Here is an 18792-nt window from a genome sequence, read left to right as displayed (position 1 = left end):
GGCTTGCGGCACACCGGTTTCCCCTCAAGTCGCACGTTTCTTCCTTCAAGATCACCAAGATCTGACTTTCACTGAGCTTTCCTATTTCCATTGCGTCCTCAATTCTCATGTCAGGTCGCATTATTCGGATTTGGATGCATATTGCCAGGGAGGTTGGGATTATTCCTTGTGGAGAATGAGGTATTCCCACATATTTCCCAATAGTCAAGCCTCGACAATTTCCGTGGGTCGCTATCAGATCGTGCTGCCCCAGCGCCAGCTCGGCTGGAAAAGCAACGCAAGAACACACGGAAGCCATGAATCACACTTATCGGATTATTTTCAATCGGAGTATCGGAATCTGGCAGGCTGTCAGCGAGGTCGCCAAGGGGCACTCTAAAAACGGGCGTTCACAGTGTCGGAGCCTGGCTCTCGCGATCGCCGTCGGCGGCCTGCTGGTGCATCCTGCCGAGCGTGCAATGGCACAGGTCTACGCCGGAAATGAGGTCGTTCATGGGCCGTTTGCCGGTGGCAAGCAGCTCTTCCTCGAAAACAGCCGCCTCGAAGCGGATGAAAAGAATGCCATTCGTGGCGGTGAACAGACCTTCCGCGACGAGTCTCGCCTGGACATCAACGCCGCGCATGCCCTGACAGGAGGGGTGCAGCGCTTCCATGGCAACAGCGTGCTCCAGTCGAGCGTGAGCAACGCGATCACCGGTGGTGAGCAGAGCTTCCACGACAACAGCGCCATGATTCTCGACGGCACTACGATCTCTCTCGAGGACGGCATATTCAATGCAGAGAGTGCCCGGTTTACCGATAACAGCAAGCTCGATGTTCGAAGATACCGTGGCATGTTCGTCGGAACGCTTGACTTCTCCGGGGCGAGTACGCTGACAGTATCGGAGACCAATGGCATCTTGGGGAAAGAGAGTTACACGCCTTCGGCGCGGCCTCCAAAACTGACGTTCCGGGATCAAAGCACTTTCAATATCAATGCACAGAACGCGGTCCTCGGCACGAGTACCGCTCGGCCGGGAACGGAAGGAGAGGAGTACCTGCCAGCAAGCATAGCGTTTCTTGACCAAAGCGTGGCAAATGGAAACGCCGAATATGGACTGTGGGACGCCACCTTTTATGGCAGCAGTGTTGCCATGGCAAATGCAACCGGCGCCTTCACGAACTCCAGTTTTTTCGACGACAGTACACTGAACCTCAATGCTGAGCGTGCAGCGGCTTATATTTACATGCGTGGCCGTAGCGTCATGAACGCCAATGTTGCGGAGGCGCTCGGCAGCGAAGGCGGTTACTCCCCTACCTTCGAATTTCACGACAACAGCACGTTGAATGCCAATGCCGCGCAGGCGGTGAGCGCAAGGCCAAGGTTCTATGACGGCAGCAAGTTCGTGCTCGCCAGCGAAAATGCCCTGGTGGAAAGTCCTTTTCGGGCTTCAACAGGTGGAGGCTACTTCGTCTCGAGCATTGACTTCCACGACAACAGCACGATGGAGATCAATGCGCCGCGAGCGATAGGGCCCGCCGGGTATAAGCCTGACGTGCCCATCTGGGATCGCCTCTGGTTTCAGGACAGCAGTACCCTCAACCTGAATGGCGAGGATGTGCTTAGAACCGCCAATTGGTGGGATATATACTTCAAGGATAGCACTACGCTCAATATAAACGCGGCCCAGAATTTCCATGATGATCGAGAGCTCCTCCACGGCGCCAACGTATCAATGGCGCGGGGCGGAACGATAAATGCCAATGTTGCGGATTCAATCTATGGGTATTTCACCATTGGTGGCGCCCTGAATGCCAAGGCTGCGGAGGCCGTCAGTGGCGGACGAATCAGGGTAGGCGGCAATCTGAATGCGTTGGTGCCGCGGGCGATCACCGGTGGGCAGCAGATAATCGGTGGCGTGCTGCACGCCACCGCAACCCATGCCGTGGATGGCGGACGGATCGTGGCCGAAGAAGATGGCCGCATCGAGGTCGAAGCCCATAATGCCCTCAGCACCAATGCGGTCATCGAGTTCGGAACCGAATACACAAACGGGGGCCTGCTGCATCTGAATGGTCACAGCACGACCATCGGGAAGATCACTTCCATCCCGGCAACGGCACCATGGGCAAAGCCGCACGACAGTTTCATCCAGAACACCGGTACCGACGATGCGGCGCTGGTGGTCGATGGCAGCATCCACGGTGATTCGTTCTACAGCGGCCGGATCCGGGATGGCGGCGCAGGCAGGCTCGGCATCGTCAAGACAGGCGCCAGCACCCTGACGCTGAACGGCGCCAATACATACAGCGGTCCCACCGAAGTCCGTCAGGGAACCCTCCTGGTGGGCGACTCCGAAGGAGTCGACGCCTCCGTGGCCAGCGCCGTGTCCGTGGCGAGCGACAGCACGCTCGCTGGGCACGGCAGCGTGGGCAGCACCACTGTCGCCGCAGCAGGGATCCTGGCGCCGGGCGGTGCCCAGGGCGGGACATTGACCGTGAACGGTGACCTGACCCTGGCTTCGGGCAGCATCGTCGCCTCCGTCCTTGGCGCGCCGGGTGCATCAGGATCCGCCGGCCAGAGCGGCAGCGTCCGCGTGCATGGGGACCTGACCCTCGAGGGCGCTACCGTCAATACCAGCAATGCAGGCGGCCTGGGGGTGGGGCTGTATCGCCTCTTCGACTATGACGGCATCCTGACGCAACGCCATGGCGGGCTGGTGCTGGGGGCCAGTCCGGCAGGCTCATCGCTGTCCTTGCAGTACCTGGACTCGGCCAAACAGATCAACCTGGTCAACAGCAGCGGGGCCACGCTCAACTTCTGGAACGCCAATGGTGCCGCCAGCGCCACGCAACTCGGCGGGGGTTCCGGCATCTGGTCGAATGCATCGCCGATGTGGGCGGATGCCATGGGGACACAGAGCGGGCCCATGCAGCCGAAGCCGGGATTCGCCATCTTTTCGGGTGAGCGGGGCGATGTCACCCTCAGCAGCGCCGAGGGCACCGTGCAGGCAAGGGGAATCCAGTTCGCGACCGACGGCTACACGCTCCGCGGAGATGCGCTGCACCTTGTCGCCGATGGCGAGCACCCGGCACCGGTGGAGATCCGCGTGGGAGACGGTTCTGCGGCGGGAGCGCAGCACACCGCCACGATCGACGCCGTCATCGCGGGCACGGACGGCCTGAACAAGACCGGGGCCGGGACCCTGGTCCTCACCGCCGCCAACACCTACAGCGGTGGCAACAAGCTCTCCGCCGGTACGCTTGCGGTGTCCGCCGACACCGCGCTGGGGGCCTCCGACAACGGGCTGCACTTCAACGGCGGCGCCTTGCGCACGACCGCCGATATGGCGACGGTCCGCTCCGTCCTGCTGGAGGGGCGCGGCACCTTCGACACGCAGATGTCCACGGTGCTCGACCTGAAAGGCGATATCAGCGGTAACGGGGTACTGGAAAAGACAGGCGCTGGAACGCTGAAGATCGCGCGCGCCAACGACTACCAGGGTGGCACCTCGGTGCAGGCAGGCACCCTGGCGGCAGGGGCCACCGGCGCGCTGGGCAGCGGTCCGGTCCGTGTCACGGGAAGCGGCTCGCTTCTGCGTTTCGAGGCAAACGCCGATGCCCAGGCGTTGTCGATCCACAACGACCATGGCGGCGCCACGTCGTTCTCCGAACAGACAAGCGCCGGCACGGCTTCCATCGTCAACCAGGGGCAAGGCGCGACGGTCTTTTCCGCGCAGGCGTCTGCCGGGGAAGCCAGGATGACCAACGAGTTCCAAGGCAGCATCTTCTTGCGCGATCAAGCCAGTGCGGACACTGCCCGGATCGCCAACAAAGCGGGCGGACGCGTCGATATCAGCGGCTTGACATCGGCTGGCACGGCGATCGGCGCGCTCAGCGGCGAGGGGGACGTCTTCCTCGGCAGCAAGACGCTGATCATCGGCGGACTCGGCCACGACAGCGTGCTGGGTGGCGTGATTGCGGATGGCGGCGAGGGCCAAGGCACGGGTGGCAGCCTGGTCAAGACTGGCGCCGGGAAGGTGATACTGGACGGCAGCAATACCTACACCGGTACCACAACAGTGAGTGCCGGTACGCTGGTAGTCGGCCAACACGATGGGTCCTGGGCACAGGCGCGCGTTTCCGGACCCGTGCATGTCGCGGAAGGCGCGAAGCTGGCAGGGTATGGAACGGTGGGTTCGACCGTCGTCGGCGCGGGTGGCATTCTCTCTCCCGGATACTACGTTCCCACTCCTGGGAATCAGGCCGCCAACCCCGGCAGCCTGAAGATTGCCGGAGACCTGACGATGCTGCCCGGGTCGACGCTCGAGCTGGCTTCGAACGGCTACCAGAACACCAGGGTCAGCGCCAGCGGCAAAGCCGATCTGCAAGGCGGCACGGCACTGCACACCGGCACGGATTTCAAGGCCAATCACGACTATACGATCCTGACCGCGGACGGCGGCGTCAACGGCAAGTTCGATCAGGTGAAGTCCGACTTCGCCATCCTGGAACCCAATCTGACCTATACCCCGACTGCCGTGCTGCTGAGATTCGGGCAAAGCGGACGCTTTGCCTCGCTCGCGCAATCCCCGAACCAGCGTGCCGTGGCACGCGCCCTCGATAGCCTGCCCACCAACAGCGAGCTCTATCAGCAACTGCTGACCATGCCGAATGGAGCGCCGCCTGGGGTGTTCAACAGCCTCTCCGGCGAGGCGCATGCCAGCCTCGGCGCGGTCTTGCACAGCGGCGTCGGCTCGATGCGCACCCTGTCGCTCAACCATCTGCGCAACAACCTCAGCGCTTCCCCTCAGGCTGGCGCCACTGCCTCGGGAGCCCGGCTATTCTCGATGCATAAGGCGTCGCTCAACTCCATGCGCAGCCATTTCCGCGCGTCTCCTGAAGCTGACACCACGATCGCCGACGCCGGCACGGTCGATGCGCCAGATCCGGGCGGCGCGCTGCCTGTGCCGGAAGCACAGCCATTCTGGGCGGAAGTGAGCGGCGGCCGGCAGATCATCGATGGCACCAGCGACACCGCGGGCATCAAGCAATCCCTGTACGGAATTTCCGTGGGTGCCGATGGTGCCGTGGGCGACGGCTGGCGTGTCGGCGGCACATTGGGCTTTACGGATAGCAGCATCCACACCGATGCCCGCGCGTCCAAGGCCAGTGTCAAGAGCTATGGCGCACTGCTGTATGGCGGCAAGGCCTTTGAAGCCGGCTCAGGCAAGCTCAACCTGATGATGGGCGGAGGCTACACCTGGCATGGCATCGATACCGAGCGCAAGGTGGCGGGCGCCGGCCTGGATCAGACGCTTACGGCCGATTACGGTGCGGGCACCGGCCAGCTCTTCGCTGAAACCGGCTACGCCCTTCCTGTGCGTGACGCGACGGTTGAGCCCTTCGCCGGCATCGCCTGGAGCGACACCCGTACACGCGGGTTTTCCGAATCGGGCGGGTCGGCCGCACTGGACGGCCAGCGCAAGCGTGACAACCAGACGAGCATCACGCTCGGTGTTCGTGGACGCACACCGTTTGAACTGGGGGCTGCCAAGGGCAGTGTCACGGCAAGCCTGGGCTGGCGCCATGCCCTGGGCAGCGTGACCCCGGAAAGCACACTGGCGTTCCGGGGTAGCGAAACCTTCACGGTGACTGGAACGCCGATCGCGCGCAATGCGGCGTTGATCGAAGTTGGCGGGGAAGTGGCGATTTCCCGCAATGCCACGCTGAGCCTGGGATATGCCGGGCAGCATGCCGGCAACAACCGAGAGCATCGCGGCAGGTTGAACCTGCGCTGGGGCTTCCATTGAGTGGAGTGTGCGTCAGGTGGTCCAGGAGACAGGCCGGTCGAAGCCGCCTCGTGGCCGATCGACGCGCTTTGCCCAGGCTCTTCTCCACCATGACTTGCTTCAGCCGCGTCCGTGCAGATTGACCGCGGACAGGAAGCGCGCCGCACTGCCACGGTCCGCGCGCCGCGGCTGGCCCGGCGGCAAGCGGGCCGATTGTCCCTGGCGGGCGGTGGGTGCTTGCCGTTAGAGTTCGCCCCGGGTCGCGCCGGCGTGGCGCGGCCCGGACGGCCGCGGGGGCCGCATGGCAAGGGAGCGCGAGCATGAAGACCATCGGCCTGATCGGCGGGATGAGCTGGGAATCCTCGGCGGAGTACTACCGCCTGGTCAACCAGGGCATGAAGGCACGGCTGGGCGGCCATGCCAATGCGCGCAGCGTGATGGTGACGGTCTGCTTCGAGGAGATCCATGCGCTGCAGCACGCGCAGCGCTGGGACGAACTGGCCGTGCGCATGCGGCAGGCGGCACGGCAGGTGCAGGCCGGCGGCGCCGACTTCCTGCTGTTGTGTACCAATACCATGCATCGCGTGGCGCCGGCCATCGAGGAAGCGGTGTCGATTCCGCTGCTGCATATCGTCGATCCGACCGCGCAGGCCTTGCGCGCGGCCGGCATCGGCCGCGTTGGCCTGCTGGGCACCCGCTTCACCATGGAACAGGATTTCTACCGGGCGCGCATGGCCGGGCGGCACGGTATCGAAGTGCTGGTTCCCGGCGAGGCCGGCCGCCGCCGCGTGCACGAGATCATCTACGAAGAACTGTGCCACGGCACCGTGCGCGCGGCGTCGCGCGATGCCTTCCGGCGCATCGTCGACGAACTGGCCGCGGAGGGCGCGCAAGGCGTGATCCTGGGCTGCACCGAGATCACGCTGTTGATCGGTGCGGGCGACGTGGCGCTGCCGGTGTTCGACACCACGCGCCTGCACGCCTTGGCCGCGGTGGAAGCCGCCGCGCCGCTGGGACCGCGCGGCGCAGGCCCTGCGGCAAGCCAGAGCTAGAGCTAGAGCAGCCGCGCGCGGTACAACTGGTAGTTCTCGTCGTCGAAGCAGACAAAAGTGACCTGCTCGATCGAGGGTGCCTGCGGCAGGCTGTCGCGCACCGCGGCAATGGCGATGTCCACCGCGCGCTCGCGCGGGAAGCCGTAGATGCCTGTGCTGATATTGGGGAAAGCGATGGTGCGCAAGCCCTTTTCCGCTGCCCTGCGGATGCTGTTGCGGTAGGCGCTGGCCAGCAGTTCCTCCTCGTTGTCGCCACCGCCGCGCCAGACCGGTCCGACCGCGTGGATGACGTAGGGCGCCGGCAGCAGACCGCCGGTGGTGATCACCGCGTCGCCGGTCGGGCATCCGCCCTGGCTGTCGCGTATCGCGCGGCAGGCTTCCATGATGGCCGGGCCACCCGCGCCATGGATGGCGCCGTCCACGCCGCCGCCGCCCAGCAGTCCGCTGTTGGCGGCGTTGACGATGGCGTCGACTTCCATGCGGGTGATGTCACCGTGAACCACTTGCATTCCCATGAGTCGGCTCCTGTATTGGGTTTCCGGTCTATGACGATGCGATGGTCTGTGCAACTTGACGCCTAGTGTCTAACTTGAGCGCTTGAGCGTCAAGGGCGTCACTGTTTCCCCCTCTCTCGTTTTGGTGTGCTGCGCCGCGATCGCGGCGGCCCTCGGCGCACGGCTTCTCGTACCTGCGCCTGACGCGCCCGGATCTTGCTGGCGATGTCGTGGGTCATCCGGCGCCGATGGGTCGCTCAAGCGTGAATCTCCAACGATCCTTTGAGCGGTATCGATCCAGTCCTTGCCCGGTGTGCAAATAAGTTCGATGTTCGGGACTGGAAGGGCGTACAGTGGGCTATCAATGCCAACCGGAGCCAATCGTGGACACGTTCCCGAGTTCGACGTACAAGGGTTTCGACCTGTACCCGCTGGTCTACCGATACGACCCTCCGCGCGAGTGGCATGAGCGTCGGCCGGATCGCTCCTACAACGCGTCTGTCGTGATATGCCGGGAAGGACTCGATCCGGTGACGGCCGTGGCGAGGATTTTCAAAGTCCGCGCCGAACAATGGGAAAGCCTGGGTGTGGCAAAGAGAGCTGCAATTCAGTCGGGTCGCGACATCGTCGATGGGCTGGTCGAGGGCGAAAACCTGATCGGCTTGTAGGGCAGGTCCAGCGAGCGAGCAACGGCCATGTGGACCTGCAAACAGTGTGGATTCGAAATGTCGTTTGAGCTTGCCAATCCGTCGATCGATGAGCAGGGTTGCCATTTCATGTGCCCTTCGTGCGGCAAGCGGAATGTTCTCGTGAACGTGGGCGGAAAGGGTGACGACGACCCGATTGTGCTGGCGCAGCTGGACTCCTAGGACTGGCATCTCACGCCCCCTCGCGGCGCCGTGGCCTCGGCGGTGCTCAACCTGACCCGGCCCTTCACGATGACCAGCCCCTGTCTGTCGCGGTGGGGGACAGGCGGACGTTCGTGGCCGCCTGGCTGCAGGACTGGAACGAGGAGAATCCGGAGTCGCCGATCAGGGTGACGAACCGGGTCCTGACCAAGCAGGTGAAGCAGGTGGCGACGCCGAGTGCGGATCGAATGCTCGAGGGGGCGCCGAAAGGGATGCGGAGCAGGCTAGCAGGTGAACCTGCGGCGCCGGAGCGGAGGATAACCAGCGTATTGCGCGTATTGCTGTCGCCAGCCCAGGCCTGAGAGCCAGTCGACATCTCATGATGCGGCCGTTGCAGTTGCCACTGGCGCGTCGGCCTGGAGACGGTTGCTCATGTTCTGGGGCGTGTCGCCGGGCGGCGGGGCGCCCTGGGGGGCGATTCGATGCATGGCGCACGGAGGGGAGGACTGCCTTCCACGTTGGCCGTACGCAGTTGGTCGCTGACAGCACGACGGGAGATTGCTTCTTCCTTCACTCTGGAACGTACACCATCAAGAAGGTCGCGACTCTTCTTGACCAACAAGGCAGTCTGCGCAGCGGTTTCAGCAATACTCTTTCCAGATAGTGGGACTTTTGCTTCGGGCATCGACTGCGGCTGTTGCATCCGCGGGGGCCGCACATAGGGCATCCTTCACCTCCTTCTGCACCAGGTGCTTGTTCCCTCCCGTATTGATTTGTCCAATACATGAACAGTATAGGTGCTGAGCGCAGCCGCCTGACGAGTGCATGCGTGGAGGGCTCCAGGGCGTACCGCTGCGCTGTTTCCCGACAACGTCGTCCGAAAGGCGGCGGTATCGGCCAAGCGATGTTACGTGCGCTGCCCTACAATCAAGTTGGGGGATCGTTCTGGGAAGCCTCGAATGCAATTGCCGCTCATATGGGCCAAGGCTAGACGGCTGGAGAGACTCGACAGCAACATCGCCGCGTCGCGCACCCGGGTCCGCGACCAGATTGGGCGCGTAAGAGAAGCAAAGCTTCATGATGGAGACGTGGAGTTAGCGCTGCTCGTACTTCGTTATATGCACCGGAGATACTTGGAGCTTTTGCTGCTCCGGCGAGATTTCTCTTGAATTGGCAATCTGCTGATCGCGCATCACGCGCATCAAAGCAAAGCGCGCGCCCGAAGCGCGGGGCGCGGCGAGCCGCATCAAGAGCGGGCTTGGTGTATGCAAGAGCCTGATTCCCAGGGTTCAGTCGGGAGAAGTCAGATGCTCGATGTCAACGCGGAGCTTCGGGATTTCGAAATGAGCACCCGGCATATCACCGAGGGACGGCAACGCATTCGCCGCCAGATCGGTCTTGTGCGCGAATTGCGCGCAGATGGTCACGACACGACCCTGGCGCTCCAGTTCCTCCATGTCTTATGTGGGGCCGTGGCCGCAGAGCGGGAGCATCGGGCTCTGGTGGCGAAGGTGCTGGTTGAACGTATGCCAGGATACCGCCCGCCGGATGGACCGTGAGGCCGCGCGAGTCGGGCATCACGCGGTCTCCCTGTCTCTGGATGGGTCGCTCGGTCGCCGGCGGTCGCACCGCGGCGGCGGCGCACTGCATCGATGTACTACATCGATGCCTCGAGCATATGCCGGTAGTCGTCGGCGCTGGCCGTTTTCGGATTGGTCTTGTGGCAGTGGTCAGCCAGCGCACCGGCGATCACCTGGTCGAACATCGCCGCCGTCACTCCCATCTGCGCCAGGCCGGTGGGCAGGCCCAGGCGGGCCGTCATATCATGCACGGCCTGCGCCACGTCGGCATCGGCGGGGAGGTGCATGGCACGGCGCAGGCGCGCGAAGCGCTGCTCGCGCACCACGCTCGGCGCGTCCGCGTTGAAGCGCAGTACCGCCGGCATCACCACCGCGTTGAGGGTGCCGTGATGCAGGCCGGTGCGGCCGTCGATCTTCAGGCCGCCGAGCGGATGCGACAGGGAGTGCACGCAGCCCAGGCCCTTCTGGAACGCCATTGCGCCCTGCATCGAGGCGCTCATCATATTGAGGCGCGCCTCGCGGTCGGCACCGTCGCGCGTGGCGCGCTCGATATGGGCCCAGCCGCGCTCCAGGCCGTCCAGCGCGATGCCGTCGGCGGGCGGGTTGAAGGCCGGCGCAAGGAAGGTTTCGATGCAGTGCGCGATGGCGTCCATGCCGGTGGCGGCGGTCAGGCCGGCCGGCAGGCCCAGCGTCAGGCCCGGGTCGCAGATGGCGGACCTGGGCAGCAGATGCCAGGAATGGAAGCCGAGCTTGCGGCCGTCGTCGAGGATGATGATGGCGCCGCGCGCCACCTCGCTGCCGGTCCCGGCCGTGGTCGGCACCGCGATCAGGGGCGCGGCGCGTTCGGTGATCTTGGCGCTGCCGCCCTCGATGGTCGCGTAGGTGGTCAGTTCACCGGGGTGGGTGGCCAGGATGGCGATGCCTTTGGCCAGGTCGATCGACGAACCACCGCCGACCGCCACCAGGCCATCGCAGCCGGCCGCCTTGTACTGCTCGGTGGCCTTGCGCACCATGGCCTCGGTCGGATTGGACGGGGTCTCGTCGAAGACCGCCACCGGCAGCCCGGCCAGCGCGTCGAGGGCCTGTGCGGCCACACCCGCCGCGACCACGCCCCGGTCGGTGACCAGCAGCGGCCGGGTGATGCCGATCCGTTCGCATTCGGACTTGAGCAGGCTGACCGTGCCGAAGTCCAGGTGGATATGGGTCAGGTAGTAGATGTATGCCATGTGCGCCGTCTCCTTGTCTGTGGGGTCGGCCCGCATACCGGGGCGGGCTCGTATCGCGGGCGTTGCTATGCCGTTCTTGTCGCTCCTGCCGCCGCCGCCCGCCCTGGGCCATGCCGCGCGAGGGGCGGCGCGGGCGGTGCGGCGGGCTGTCACGGAAGGTCTCCGGCAGCATAGCACCAGTCATCGCCCTGCCGTAGCGTGCGCATGAGGTTACTCGAATCCCTTCGTTGGTCGCCGGCGGGGCCGCTGCTAGAGTCGTCGCATGAACGCTCCCATTCCTCCTCTCGCACTGTCGGCCGGCCATGATGTGGCCAGCCGGCGCCATGCGGCCGTGGCCGCCTTCCTTGCCGAAGCCAAGCGCCTGCTCGAGGCCGCGCCGGCCGACCGCGCCAGCCTGCAGCCGGTGGCGCAGGCGCTGGAGCGCCTCGGCCTGCAGCGCGAGCTGTTTCCGGCCGAGCATTTCCCCGTGTCCGCCGACAATCCGGCCCAGGTCTACCGGCTGGCCGAGGACGTCGATGGACGCTATGCGCTCTACGTCTCGGCCGGACAGCCGGGCAAGGCGCAGCCGCCGCACGACCACACCACCTGGGCCATCATCGCCGGCATCGCCGGCAACGAACGCAATGTCTTCTACCGTCGCGAGCGCACCGAGGCCCCCGCGCGCGACAAGCTGGTCGAGACCGGCCGCAGCGAGGTCGTGCCGGGCACGTCGGTCACCCTGCTGGGCGACGATGTGCACACCATCGAGCTGATCGGTGGCGAGGCCGGCCTGCATCTGCATTTCTACGGCCTGGCGCTGGACCGGCTGGCGCGGCGCGTGGTGTTCGAGAGCGCGGAGGGCGGCAGCTACCGGCATTTCGGCCCGCCCAAGCGCATCGCCCATGCGGTGATCGCGCCCGCCGCGCTGAAGGCGGCGCTGGCCGACGGTGAGGAGATCGCGCTGCTGGACGTGCGCGAGACCGGTGTCTTTATCCGCGGCCACCTGCTGCTGGCGGCCTCCGCGCCGTTGTGGCGGCTGGAGCTGCTGATCGATCGCCTGGTGCCGCGGCGCGATGCCCGCATCGTGCTGACCGACGGCGGCGCGGAGCACGACCGGTTGGCGCATGAAGCGGCGGCCAAGCTGGTGCGCCTGGGCTGGGGCAACGTCTCCGTGCTGGCAGGCGGCAGCGCCGGCTGGGTCGAGGCCGGCTATGAGATCTTCAGCGGCAGCAACGTGCCCAGCAAGGCCTTCGGCGAAGTGATCGAGCACGAGCGCGGCACGCCCTGGATCGATACCGAGGAACTGCACCGGCTCGTCGAAGGCGGCGAGGACATCGTGGTGGTCGACAGCCGCACCACCGAGGAATTCGCCGATTTCAGCCTGCCGTTCGCGCACAGCCTGCCGGGCGCGGAGCTGGTCTACCGCATCGGCGAGCTGGCACCGCGGCCGGAGACCCTGGTGGTGGTCAATTGCGCCGGCCGCACCCGCAGCATCGTCGGCGCCCAGACGCTGATCGACGCCGGCGTGCCGAACCGGGTGGTCTCGCTCAAGGACGGCACCATGGCCTGGCTGCTGGCCGGCCGCAAGCTGGCGCACGGCCGCCATACGCCCTTGCCGGAGCCGGGCGAGACGGCGCTCGGCGCGGCGCGCGAGCGTGCCGAGCGGGTTGCCGCGCGCGCCGGCGTACGGCGCCTCGACGCCGCCGGGCTGGCGCGCCTCGAGGCCGAGGCCGCGGCGCGCACCCTGTACCGCTTCGACGTGCGCTCGCGCGCCGAATACGAAGCCGGCCACCTGCCGGGCTGGCGCTGGGCGCCGGGCGGCCAGCTGGTGCAGGCCACCGACGAGTATGCCGCCACCCGCCGCGCGCGCATCGTGCTGGCCGACTGGGACGGCGTGCGCGCGCTGACCACCGGCGCCTGGCTGGCCCAGCTCGGCGCGCATGAGGTCTATGTCTACTCGCCGCCGGACTACGCCGAGGTGGTCACCGGCCCCGAACCGCTGCGCGTGCTGCGGTCGCGCGCAGCGGCCGCGCTGGTCTCGCCGCGCCAGGCCGAGGGCCTGCTCAAGTCCGGCGCCGCGCGCCTCTACGACGTCGAACGCCGCGCGGCCTACGAGAAACGCCACGTGGCCGGCGCCTGGTTCGCCGTGCCGGACCGGCTGGAGGCCCTGACGGCCGACCTGCCGGCCGGGCAGGCGGTGTTGCTGACCTCATCGGATGGCGTGCTGGCGCGTGTCGTCGCCGCCGAGCTGGCCGCGCGCAGCGGCCGCGACGTGCGTGCGCTGGCGGGCGGCACCAATGCCTGGGTGGCCGCCGGCCTGCCCGTCGAAAACGGGGGCAAGGGCGTGCTGACCGGCGACGATGACCACTGGTACAGCCCTTACCTGCATGCCGACGTGGCCTTGCGCGATGCCGGCTTCCAGACCTACCTGGACTGGGAGGTGGGCCTGGTCGCCCAACTCGAGCGGGAGGGGGATATCGGCATCCGCCTGCTGGCTGACTGAGCGATGGCGGTGGAACACAAGGCGGCGATCGCCTCGCCGGTGCAGAGCGAGATCGACTTCGACCGCGCGAGCGGCAAGCAGGTGGGCTACCTGCGCCTGCCGCACTCGTCGCACCGTTCCGCCTATGGCTGGCTGCCGATCCCGGTCGCCACCATCGGCGACGGCGACGGGCCGGCTGTGCTGGTGATGGCCGGCAACCACGGCGACGAGTACGAAGGGCAGATCCTGGTCGCACGCCTGATCCGCGAACTGGCGCCGGCCGCCGTACGCGGCCGCCTGATCCTGCTGCCGATGGCCAACTATCCGGCCGCCCGGGCCGGCCTGCGCACCTCGCCGCTGGATGGCGGCAACCTGAACCGCAGCTTTCCGGGCGACCCGCGCGGCACGCCCACGCAGGTGATCGCCGACTACATCGAGCGGGCGCTGCTGCCGCGCGTGCAAGTGGTGATCGACCTGCACTCGGGCGGCAGCTCGCTGCAGTATCACGGCGCCACCCTGTTCGCGCAGCGCGATCCCGATCCGGCGCGCCAGCAGCGCGTGCTGGAGGCGATCCGGGCCTTCGGCCTGCCGCTCGGCTTTGTCAACGACAGTCCCAATCCGGTCGGCCTGCTGGCCGCCGCGCGCCGCCACGGGGTGCTCGGCTTGCTCACGGAACTGGGCGGGGCCGGCAGCGTGGACGCCGGAGTCCTGGCCACGGCCTGGCATGGCCTGCTGCACCTGCTGGGCCACCTCGGCGTGCTGCAGGGCGCGCTGGTGCCGGCGGCGCCGCCGGGCGAGACGCGGCTGCTGCGCGTGGACCGGGCACAGCATTACGTCTACGCCCGCGACGACGGCATCTTCGAGCCGCTGGTCCGCCTGGGCGAACGCGTCGAGGCCGGGCAGCCAGCCGCCCGCCTGCATGCGCCGGACCTTCCGGAGCGCGAGCCCGCGCTGGTGCGCTTCGCCGCCGGGGGCATCGTGGTGTGCCGCCGCGTGCCGGCGCTGACCGAGCGCGGAGATTGCCTGTACCAGCTTGCCGACGACCTGTAGCCAACGCCCTTGTAACCAACGCCCCTGTCACCAACGGCCAACGCGTTGCGCACGCCGCGCCGGCAGGACCTGGGGCCCTTGCCGGCGCGGTATCCCATCCCTTCCGACGGACTTTCCCATGAGCAGACTTCCCGGGCCACGCGGCCTCGCCGCGCGAGCCTTGCATGCCGTGCTTCCCCTGGCCTGGCTGGCCGCCGCACCTTCGGCGCAGGCCGATGCCACGCTGGAGCGGATCCACGCGCGCGGGCGCATCAGCATCGGCGTCATCGTCAACGGTAACAGCGCCTTCGGCTCGATCGATCCGGCCACCGGCCAGCCGGTCGGCTTCAATCCGGAGCTGGCGCGCAAGCTGGCCAGCGAACTCGGGGTGCAGGCCGACCTGGTGCCGGTGCTGCCGACCAACCGCGTGCAGTTCCTGCAGCAAGGCAAGGTCGACCTGCTGGTGGCGAGCATGCTGCTGACCCCGGAGCGGGCCGCGCTGCTGGACTACGTGCCGACCCCGTACTACCGTAACGGCGGCACCGCGATCTTCCTCAAGCGCAGCGGTATCCGCCGCTGGGAAGACCTGCGCGGCAAGGCGGTCTGCCTGTCGCAGGGCAGCAGCTATGCCAAGCCGGTGGCGTCGGTCTACGGGGGGGAGGTCAAGGGTTTCAAGGGCATGTCCGAATCGCTGCTGGCATTGCGCGGCGGCGCGTCCTGCGTGGCGGCGGTGCATGAAAGCCTGACCCTGAACCAGCTGGTGGCGCACGATCCGGAATGGCGCGACTACGCCGTGCTGCCCGACGAGGTCGATCCGGCGCCCCAGGTGGCCTGGGTGCGCAAGGGCGAGAAGGACACCGTGGCCAGCGTGGACCGTATCCTGCAGCGCCTGCACGGTTCCGGCTGGCTGCTCGGCCTGGAGGCGCGGCTCGAACTGGTGCCGCGCTCGCCGTTGCTGGCGCAGCTGCACCGGCAGTACGGCGGCAAGTAAGCGCCTCGCACCGCGTGGGCCGCGGTGCGAGGGAGCTTGCCTGGCCGTGCCTGTCGACCCCTACGCGCGCCAGACGGCGTTGGCGTACAGCTCGGGACCGAAGTCCGGCGCCACCTCGACCCGCGCCCGCGCTTCGTGCAGGTCCAGGTCGGCCAGGAACAGGTCCCGGCCGATGCGGTGCACGATGGCGGGGATGTCGCGCCGCATGCTGGGGATGTCGCCCAGGGGGGCGCCCACGCTGGCATAGCCGGCCGGGTTGAACACATGGATGGCGCTCAGCCACGGCGCCGAGCCGGGCGTCTTCTCGCAGTACTCCAGGCCGCTGCCCAGGTAGGGCGAGGCGCCCAGCGCGTCGTCATGCTCCGCGGCCGGCGGCGTATAGCGGTCGCGCCAGCGTGCGATCAGCGGCGCGATGGCCGCCAGTTCGGGCCGCTGGGCCGGATCGCTGCTGTAGCCGGTGCCGGCGATGACGAAGTCGAAACCGAAGGCACGGCCGTTGACGTCCGCCAGCACGCGCCTGTCCTCGATGCGGGCGGTCTCCCAGGGCGCGCCGAGATGCAGGTGGAAGCCGGCATGGGCCAGCACGCGCTTGACCGCGTCGGCGGGCGGGGTGGAGCCGGCGCGGCGGTAGCGCCAGGCATGGTGCCAGCGATGCGCGTCCGGCAACGCCGGGAAGTGGTCGTAGAAGCCGGCATAGCCGCGCGGCTTGGCCACGGCACGGGCGGCGAGGTGGTCGCGGCGGGCGAACAGGTGCACCGCTTGCGCGCCGGCTTCCAGCGCTACCGCGGCAGCGTCGAAGGCGGAGGCCGCCGCGCCGATCACGGCCACGGTCTTGCCGGCCAGCGCGGAGAAATCGATGGGGTCGGCGGTGTGGGCCGCCAGTCCCGCCGCCACCGCCGGCCGCAGCCAGGCCGGCACCAGCGGTGCGCCGTTGCCGGCCACGCCGTTGGCCAGGATCAGCTTGCGCGTGGTTTCGGTGCGCACCACGCCGCCGGCCTCGATCTGCAGCGCAAGCCCGGGCACCTCGCCGCCCTCGACCGGCGCGATGCCGAGCAGGCGAGTGCCATAGCGCACCTCGATGCCGAGGAAGCGGCGGAACCAGGCCAGGTAGCCGGCCCAGTCGGTGCGGGCAATGCGGTCCAGGCCGGCATAGGCCGCCTGGCCGTGGCGGGCTTCGTACCAGCTCTGGAAGCCGAGCGCGGTGTGGCCGAGCTCGGGGCCTACCAGGTTCTTTACGGTGCGCAGCTGATGCATGCGCGCGCGCGTCAGCCAGACGCCCGCCTGCGAGGCATCCGGCGCGGCGTCGATCACCGCGACGCCGCCGATGCCGGCACGACGCAAGGCGAACGCAAAGGCGCTGCCGCCCTGGCCGCCGCCGACGACGAGCACGTTGTGGTCGAAGCCGGCGCGCTGCGGCACCCAATTCTCCGGCGCGGGACCGAGCAGGCGCAGGGCTTCGCGCGCGGCCTGGTCGGGATCGTTGTTGGCAGGGTCGCTCATGCCGCCGTCCTCAGGCAAGGGTCAGGTGAAAGGCCTGGTCGAGGTCGGCCAGAAGGTCGCGCGGGTCTTCCAGGCCGATGTGCAGCCGTATCACCGGGGCGTCGCCTTGCCAGCTGCGATGCTCGCGCAGCCGCTCCGGCGCGGCGATCAGGGCCAGGCTTTCGTAGCCGCCCCAGGAGGCGCCCAGGGCAAACAGGCGCAGGGCATCGACGAAGGCCGCCGCGCGGCTGGCGTCGCCGCCGCGCAAGGCGAACGAGACCAGGCCGCTGGCGCCGCTGAAGTCGCGCCGCCACAGCGCATGGCCCGGATCCTCGGGCAGGGCCGGATAGAACACCCGGCCTACCTGGGGATGCGCCTGCAGCCACTGCGCGACCTCGGTGGCGTTGCGCTCATGCTGGGCCAGCCGTACCGGCAGCGTGCGCAGGCCGCGCAGCGCCAGGTAGGCGTCGTCCGCGCCGACCGTCAGGCCGAGCGCTTCGTGGGCGCTGGCGATGCGCTCGGCCAGCGCCGGGCTGTCGACCACCACCGCACCCTGCATCACGTCGGAATGTCCGGCGATGTACTTGGTCGAGGCCTGGATCGAGAGGTTGGCGCCGAGGCGCAGCGGCTGCAGGAACCAGCCGCCGCTCCAGGTATTGTCGACCGCGACCGGCACGCCGCGGGCGCGCGCGATGGCCGTCAGCCGCGGCAGGTCCAGCACCTCGAACAGCAGCGAGCTGGGCGACTCCAGGTAGACCAGGCGGGTTTCGGGACGGATGCGCGCGTCGAGGTCGTCATGCGCCGGGGAGAAGTATTCCAGCGTGATGCCCAGCCGCTGCAGCAGGGTCTTGTCCACGCGCCGCACCGGTGCGTAGACGCTGTCCGAGACCAGGGCGTGGTCGCCCGGTCCCAGCAGGCCCAGCAGCACCAGCGTGATGGCCGACAGCCCGGACGGCGCGAGGAAGGCGCGATGGCCGCCTTCCAGCGTGGTCAGCGCGTCTTCCAGCGCCTGGTGGGTGTCCAGCCCGTGGCGGCCGTAGGTGGCGATGCGCTCGCCGGCCGCGCGGCGGTGGTGGCGTGCGTCCAGCTCCTGCTGGCTGGCGAAGCGCACGGTGCTGGTGCGCACCACCGGCACGTTGACCGGGCCGGCGCCGTCGCGCAGCGCCGGCGCGCCGGCGTGCAGCAGCCGGGTGGCGGCGCGGTCGCTGTGATGGCCGGGCGCGCTCATGCCGCCACCTGGCTCGGTTGCATCTGGGTGGCGTTGTAGTTCACCACCTCACCGCTCTCCAGGCGCACGCCGTAGCGGCCGGTCAAGGCCTCCAGCGGCCGGCCGTAGCAATGGAAATGCAGCGTGGGGGTGTCGCCCGCCACGTGGATGCTGTGGATGTCGTCGGCCAGGAAGGCGATCGGCGCGCCCGCTTCCACGGTCTGTTCGCGCACCAGTTCGAGACTGGCGAAGGCAGGGTTGCTGCGGTCGTCGGTGCGGCGGTAGACGCGGTTGAACTCCTGGCCTTCGATGGCCACGATCACGGCCCAGGTGTCATGGTTGTGCGGGATGGTGGTCTTGCCCGGGCGGATCGAGTTCAGGTACAGGGCAATGCCGTCGCCGGTGTTGCCGTCGCCGTTCAGCCAGTAGCGCGTCGAGGCGCCGCTGGCGGTATCGGCCGGCGGCGGGAAATCCTCGCGCGGGAACAGCTCGCGCTGGCTGGCCAATGCCTGCAGGCGCGTGGCGATGGCATCCAGGGCGGCGCGGTCCGGCGTGCCGGCGGCGAGCGCGCGGATGTCGGCCAGGGCGGTGGCGACCGCGGCGCGGCGGGCGGCCAGGCGGTCGGAAGATGCGGTGAGGCTCATGTTCGATGAC

At 67.7% G+C, this 18792-nt stretch carries 13 protein-coding genes; 8 read left to right on the top strand and 5 right to left on the bottom strand.

Annotated elements, in window-relative coordinates; translation table 11 throughout:
- Positions 1-296 precede the first annotated feature (296 nt).
- On the top strand, positions 297-5792 hold the full coding sequence (locus tag BKK80_RS37830) for an autotransporter domain-containing protein (protein ID WP_084545558.1): 5496 nt from the start codon (positions 297-299) through the stop codon (positions 5790-5792).
- 299 nt (positions 5793-6091) lie between these two features.
- Entirely contained in the window at positions 6092-6823 is a 732-nt protein-coding gene (locus tag BKK80_RS11410) for an aspartate/glutamate racemase family protein (protein WP_071069457.1), read from the top strand.
- Between the two features lie 2 nt (positions 6824-6825).
- Here BKK80_RS11410 and BKK80_RS11405 read toward each other — a convergent pair whose 3' ends face one another.
- The gene (locus BKK80_RS11405) at positions 6826-7338 is read right to left on the bottom strand and encodes an O-acetyl-ADP-ribose deacetylase (protein WP_071012847.1); all 513 of its coding nucleotides are present in this window, start codon (positions 7336-7338) and stop codon (positions 6826-6828) included.
- A gap of 362 nt (positions 7339-7700) precedes the next feature.
- Between BKK80_RS11405 and BKK80_RS11400 the strand changes: the two genes are divergently transcribed.
- The 3 genes from BKK80_RS11400 (at position 7701) to BKK80_RS11390 (ending at position 9724) form a co-directional block, all read left to right on the top strand.
- On the top strand, positions 7701-7985 hold the full coding sequence (locus tag BKK80_RS11400; protein ID WP_071012846.1) for a hypothetical protein: 285 nt from the start codon (positions 7701-7703) through the stop codon (positions 7983-7985).
- A 314-nt stretch (positions 7986-8299) separates the two neighbouring features.
- Positions 8300-8527, top strand: coding sequence for a hypothetical protein (locus BKK80_RS11395; RefSeq protein ID WP_071036907.1), 228 nt, complete (start codon positions 8300-8302; stop codon positions 8525-8527).
- A 945-nt stretch (positions 8528-9472) separates the two neighbouring features.
- A complete protein-coding gene (locus BKK80_RS11390) occupies positions 9473-9724 on the top strand; it encodes a hypothetical protein (protein ID WP_071069454.1) in 252 nt (83 codons plus the stop codon).
- Between the two features lie 98 nt (positions 9725-9822).
- Here the strand turns inward: BKK80_RS11390 and BKK80_RS11385 are convergent, their stop codons facing one another.
- Positions 9823-10971, bottom strand: coding sequence for an iron-containing alcohol dehydrogenase (locus BKK80_RS11385; RefSeq protein WP_071069452.1), 1149 nt, complete (start codon positions 10969-10971; stop codon positions 9823-9825).
- A gap of 262 nt (positions 10972-11233) precedes the next feature.
- Between BKK80_RS11385 and BKK80_RS11380 the strand changes: the two genes are divergently transcribed.
- The 3 genes from BKK80_RS11380 (at position 11234) to BKK80_RS11370 (ending at position 15452) form a co-directional block, all read left to right on the top strand.
- Positions 11234-13453, top strand: a complete 2220-nt coding sequence (locus BKK80_RS11380) for a rhodanese-like domain-containing protein (protein ID WP_071069450.1) — start codon at positions 11234-11236, stop codon at positions 13451-13453.
- Between the two features lie 3 nt (positions 13454-13456).
- Entirely contained in the window at positions 13457-14482 is a 1026-nt protein-coding gene (locus tag BKK80_RS11375; RefSeq protein ID WP_071012838.1) for a succinylglutamate desuccinylase/aspartoacylase family protein, read from the top strand.
- 118 nt (positions 14483-14600) lie between these two features.
- Positions 14601-15452: a transporter substrate-binding domain-containing protein gene (locus BKK80_RS11370; protein ID WP_071012836.1), complete on the top strand. Its 852-nt coding sequence runs from the start codon at positions 14601-14603 to the stop codon at positions 15450-15452.
- Between the two features lie 60 nt (positions 15453-15512).
- Here the strand turns inward: BKK80_RS11370 and BKK80_RS11365 are convergent, their stop codons facing one another.
- Genes BKK80_RS11365 through BKK80_RS11355 form a run of 3 tightly spaced genes read right to left on the bottom strand, consistent with a single transcriptional unit; the run spans position 15513 to position 18782 of the window.
- Positions 15513-16952: an FAD-dependent oxidoreductase gene (locus BKK80_RS11365; RefSeq protein WP_071012834.1), complete on the bottom strand. Its 1440-nt coding sequence runs from the start codon at positions 16950-16952 to the stop codon at positions 15513-15515.
- Between the two features lie 10 nt (positions 16953-16962).
- A complete protein-coding gene (metC, locus tag BKK80_RS11360; protein ID WP_071012832.1) occupies positions 16963-18159 on the bottom strand; it encodes a cystathionine beta-lyase in 1197 nt (398 codons plus the stop codon).
- Positions 18156-18782: a cysteine dioxygenase family protein gene (locus BKK80_RS11355; protein ID WP_071012830.1), complete on the bottom strand. Its 627-nt coding sequence runs from the start codon at positions 18780-18782 to the stop codon at positions 18156-18158. The genes metC and BKK80_RS11355 overlap by 4 nt, the downstream gene beginning before the upstream one ends.
- Positions 18783-18792 lie beyond the last annotated feature (10 nt).

The organism is Cupriavidus malaysiensis, from assembly GCF_001854325.1.
GTDB lineage: Bacteria > Pseudomonadota > Gammaproteobacteria > Burkholderiales > Burkholderiaceae > Cupriavidus > Cupriavidus malaysiensis.
The sequence above is the reverse complement of the archived record's forward strand: the minus strand, read 5'-3'. Positions and strand labels throughout refer to the sequence as shown.